We start from the raw sequence: 5226 nt of genomic DNA, 5'->3' as shown, positions 1-5226 counted from the left end.
GTCGTGCTGCGTCCCCTTATCAACAATTCAGCATCATCATATCCTGGTTCGCCACTTCGGTTATTGGCAATCATACCAGGCAAACGACCAATCATTGTATTGGTTACCGATGTTGTTGGTACCTTAGCAAGATCCTCACCATCAGCCGAAACCACTGAACCGGTAACAGTTACCTTTTTCTGTGTACCATATCCTACTGCAACCACTTCATTCAGGTTTATGGAAGACTCCTCCATAACAACATCAATGTTATTACGGTTTTCAACAACCACCTCCTTTGTATCAAAACCAATGAAAGAGAACTGAAGCACAGAATTACTGCCAACCGTAATAGAATAATTTCCTTCCATATCGGAGATAACACCATTGGTTGTTCCTTTTTCCACAATATTCACCCCGGGTATCGTTTGTCCATAAGTATCGGTTACTGTTCCTAAAATTGTAATTTGCTGAGGTTGTTGAGTTTCAAAGATACTTGAGGTCTTTCTTGTCACCACAACATTTTCCCCTACAATCTGGTAATCGTAACCATTCTCAGAAAGAACTTTATTCAAAACCTCCTCAACACTTGCATTTTCAACCTTTACCGAATAGCGCTCCTGAAGGTTCAGCTGGTCATTCTTAAAAAAGAACCCCAGATTACTGACCTCCTCTATCTGTCTGAAAATATCCAGAATGGTGGCTTTTTCTACATCCAGAGTTACGGATTGGTTTTGTCCTTTGGTCGGCGAAGCTGACAATGTAAGCCCGCAAAAGACCAACAATACGAGGGAAATTTTCATAATACGTAAGGTTTTTTCCCAGCTGCACCGATTCCGGCACAACATCATACGACTTTTTTTCATAGATTTGCAATGTTTTAAGTTACACTTATGAAACTGTTTGCGCAGTTTCGTTCGAATTATCACAGCAGGCATATCGTTGGCGCGGTATGCCTGTTTTTTTATTGAAAAATCACGGTAAAACTACCGTCCTCATTCTCTTTTATCTGGTAATCAACTTCTGCCGAAAGACGCAACACTCTCAGCAAATGCTCCAGACTGGTTTTTCTTTTGATGACTCCCGAAAACACATCCTTCTTAATGGTCTCATCATTAAAAATAAAATGAACATCGTACCAATCCTCCAGTTCTTTAGTGATTTCCCGCATTGTTCGGTTCACAAAAACAAACTTTCCTTCTTTCCAGGCAGTAACAAATTCCAGGTCGGCATCATTCACCGTTAGTTGATGGTTTTCCAAATCGTATTGAAGCATCTGTCCGGTTTGAAGATCTGATTTGAGTGAACGGTCACCTTTTCTGAAGTCAACAGCGCCTTCAAAAAGAGCGACATTAATCTCCCTGCACAACGCATTATACTCCACATTAAACTGAGTTCCAACATCATGCACGGAGTAATCCCCCACATTTACAATAAACTCCCGACCGGGATTGTGTTCCACATCAAAAAAACCCTCGCCTTCAAGCTCCACACAAATCTTTCCTCTTCCATAATTCTTTACAGTGGCCTGTGAGCCGGAATTCAGCCATATTTTACTACCGTCTTCCAGTTCTAACTGCGAGATATTTCCTTTAGGTGAATTGAGAACCAGTATTTCAGGAACCAATCGCTGATAGGAAACAACGATTGCGCCCGTCACCAGTAATGTCGCAATGATTACCGCAGCCACACCAGAAAGCATCTGCCAGGTATTCAGATGCAAACCACCGCCGGTTTTTCGCCACATTTTCCTGAACTTTTTTTGACGCTCTTGCTCCACACTTTTCTTAAAAGCCATATTATTGAGCACCCACAGCTTTTCGAAAGCCATAAATGCCTTTTTCTGCTCTGGATCTTGCTCCAACTCACGAAAAAACGATGCCCTCTCAGTGGCAGTTTTTCTTCCTTTAATGATATCTAAATATTGATCTTCCAATGCTAACTCTTTTTAACACTTAACAACTTAAACCTGCTTTACCCTATTACAAAATCATGTTTTTTTCACTTTTTTTCACGATATTTTTTTTCTTACACTCTATTTCAATGCATTACACAATTAAAATTTTTAGCCAATAGTAAATTTTTGTAACAGCATCGGAAAATGCACAATATGGCAGAGCTTATTGGTTCCTAAAAGGGGCCAGTTTCATTAACCCTGGTAGCAACCCGGGGTAGAAACGACAAATACGGAGGGTCTCCGAATGGGAGTCAACAATTAATTGGCTGATGTTTCATGGTTAAAAAAACCTGTCACTGGCAGCAAAGCAATCTCGATTTTTTAACCGGACACCAATGTTAAAAAACATAAGAACAAAAGGGGAATTAAGAAAATTGAGTCTGGCTCTCACTTTTGTGGAATACCCAAACCGCCATCAAAGACCTTACTTTAAAGTCTTTGATTTTTTTAAGGCTTAAGGTTCTAGTCGCGTGTGTATTTTTAGAAATTGCTTCGGGCGGAGCCCTCGCGATGACGCCGTTTCACCTGTAATACCCCTTCCTTTTGGTCCGCTGTGTGGAGAGATAGGTGCGTCCGGAAAAAAAGAACATCAAATCCTGAGGAACAAAAAAAGCAGCTGAATTGCAGGTAAATAATCTTTCAAGTCTAACCGCAATAACTTGAGGGCTTTTGAGATACGTGCTTCCACAGTCTTGGGACTAATATCAAGATGCTCTGAAATCTGGCGGTAAGTCAGACCTTCGAAGCGGTTCATTTTGAAAGTTATTTTCACTTCCTCCGGTAATTTCTCTATGGCTGCAGTTACCACCTCCATGAGTTCCTCTACCCCGGAATACTCATCAGGAAACCCTGTCAGCGCTTCCTGTTTATATTTCAGTTCCGTCACCAGGTAATCCCGATTGTTTCTGGCTATTATTTCCTGTTGTTTCAGGTAATTAAGACAGCTGTTTTTTGTGAGCGTATATAGAAAGTTTTTGACATTGGTATTGATATTGAGCTCTTGACGGTACTCCCAAAGCTTAAGAAATGCATCCTGCACCAACTCTCTGGCAACTTCACGGTTGCCGGTATATCCATTTGCCAGATGGAACAGCATATCGTAGAAATCCAAATAAATGGATTCAAATGCTTTCTTTTCACCACGCACCAAACCCGGTAAATCGAATTGCTTTTGATATACTGTATTACTAATCCGGCCCATACATCTTTTTTATATCAAAATTTAATTCCCTGTTTATCAATTTGGTTTTCTCCAACAAACTTCTTTTCAAAAATAAATTCTTGAAATAACCTTAGACCAATCAGTCATGATAAAGCTATTTCCTAATTAAATGGTCAAAATTTAAACTTAAAAAAAACCTTAATATTAAAAGTACTTTATACTCCTTTTTTGCAAATATATTTAAAAAAGTGTTACAAAATTACATTCTCCTCTTAAAATAACAAAAATCATCATCGTCAAGATTATGACATTGTTACCTGAAACCTATTTCCTTTCAATCCAACAGCACCCATCGCAGGTTGATAATATTTCAGGCCGCAACACCCCACAAAAAAGCCGGCTGGAAGCCGGCTGAAATTTTTGCCCGGCAAAAGCCGGATACTTTACTCATAAATTATGTGTGGCAGTTTTTCCAAAGCTACTCCGTTAAACTCTTGCAAAAAACTGATAACGAACGACTTAAAAGACGACAGTTAATAACTGCAAACCCTTAATAACAAACCTTTTGCGTCATCCCGACTTTTAGAATCCTCAGGAATACCGAAGGATTACTCAGCGCTATTTTTTTTTAACGGATTATTCTTCAAAAAAAGCTATCCTTAAAACGGAAAATCATCTTCGCCCTCTTCGGGTGGTAAAGCTTCGGGCTGGTCGGGTAATGGGGCTGCACCGGGTGTACTAACACCTCCGGCACCAACTTTTTCGATTCGCCAGGCTTCCAGATTTGTGAAATAATTCACTTTTCCGTCGCGCTCCCATTTGTTACCTTTAATATTGAATGCCACAAGAATATCGTCACCAAGGTTATAGGGCTCTATCAACTCGGTCCGATCCTGGGTAGTCTGAAATTTAATGGTATCGTTCCACTCCGGATTTCTATCGTTGGGAACATCAATAACAAATTCCCGTTTCTTGAACCTGTCGGAAATGTTTACAGTATCTTCTTTGACAATTAGCTTGCCGGTCAGCTCAAAACTCATAAAATGATTTTGTGAAGTTATTCAATTACAATTTTTTCAATTTTATCACCTTCCCGTACCTGGTCAATAATGTCCAATCCCTCGTACACTTTTCCGAAAACGGTATGCTGACGATCCAGATGCTGGGTGTTTTCACGGCTGTGACAAATGAAGAACTGAGACCCGCCTGTGTCACGTCCCGCATGAGCCATACTCAATACTCCGCGGTCATGGTACTGCTTGTCTCCATCCAACTCACACTTTATGTGATATCCGGGACCACCTGTTCCCACTTTTGGGTCGCTCATATCTTTCGAAAAAGGACATCCTCCCTGAATTACAAATCCGGGAATCACGCGATGAAAGGCCAACCCGTCATAAAAACCGTCTTTAATCAGTTTAATAAAATTCTCTACTGTCCCCGGGGCATCGTCATGAAAGAATTCTATTTTCATAACTCCTTTTGGGGTGTGAATTGCTGCTTTTTCCATAACTAAATGATATATAAATCAATAAACAATTTTCGTCTCTGTAAAACAGAATTACAAAGGTAGAAAAATTTTATGGAAATAGTGCGAGTGGGGGTTGGCGGGTAGCTGGGGGCTCTTAGCTCTTAGCTCGTGGCTGGTAGCTCTTAGCTGGGGGCTCGTGGCTCGTGGCTCTTAGCTGGTAGCTCATAGCTGGTAGCTGGGGGCTCTTAGCTGGTAGGCCTGTGGGAGTTTGGGATATTTTTTTGGGGCGCGCGCCCTATAAGCCCAGAAAAGTGGGGGAAGGAAGGGAAAGTGAGTTGCTTCCCAACGGGGTTTAACCACAGAGAGTACAGAGCGACACAGAGAACCCCCTTAACCCTTAAATACCTTATATGATTCAACCCAAAAAAAATTCGATGAACAACCCAACCGCGGGCTGAAAGCCCAACCAACCATAGCCCAGGGCAACGTCCCGGGGCTAAAACACCGGTCATTTCCCCGCCCTGAAGGGGCAGATAAAAAATAAACCACAGAGAGTACAGAGGGGCACAGAGAACCCCCTTAACCCTTATGTGCCATAGTTAGCTCTTGGCTGTTAGCTCTTAGCTCTTAGGTCAAACAACCGGGGTTTATGAAATT

At 41.3% G+C, this 5226-nt stretch carries 5 protein-coding genes; all 5 read right to left on the bottom strand.

Translation table 11 applies throughout. The features are described 5' to 3' along the window. Positions 1-782: SusC/RagA family TonB-linked outer membrane protein (locus tag QZZ43_RS17940; RefSeq protein ID WP_291862145.1), on the bottom strand; the 782-nt coding region annotated here is incomplete at its 3' end. A 161-nt stretch (positions 783-943) separates the two neighbouring features. Further along, a complete protein-coding gene (locus QZZ43_RS17935; protein WP_291862143.1) occupies positions 944-1915 on the bottom strand; it encodes a FecR family protein in 972 nt (323 codons plus the stop codon). Between the two features lie 610 nt (positions 1916-2525). Beyond that, positions 2526-3137 (bottom strand): RNA polymerase sigma-70 factor, encoded by a 612-nt coding sequence (locus QZZ43_RS17930; RefSeq protein ID WP_291862141.1) that lies wholly within the window; start codon positions 3135-3137, stop codon positions 2526-2528. A 620-nt stretch (positions 3138-3757) separates the two neighbouring features. Then, positions 3758-4138, bottom strand: coding sequence for a DUF3127 domain-containing protein (locus QZZ43_RS17925; RefSeq protein WP_291862139.1), 381 nt, complete (start codon positions 4136-4138; stop codon positions 3758-3760). 17 nt (positions 4139-4155) lie between these two features. After that, positions 4156-4608, bottom strand: a complete 453-nt coding sequence (locus tag QZZ43_RS17920) for a peptidylprolyl isomerase (protein WP_291862137.1) — start codon at positions 4606-4608, stop codon at positions 4156-4158. Positions 4609-5226 lie beyond the last annotated feature (618 nt).

This window comes from Marinilabilia sp. (assembly GCF_016278715.1).
Taxonomy (GTDB): domain Bacteria; phylum Bacteroidota; class Bacteroidia; order Bacteroidales; family Marinilabiliaceae; genus Marinilabilia.
This window is presented reverse-complemented; position numbering and strand designations above follow the sequence as displayed.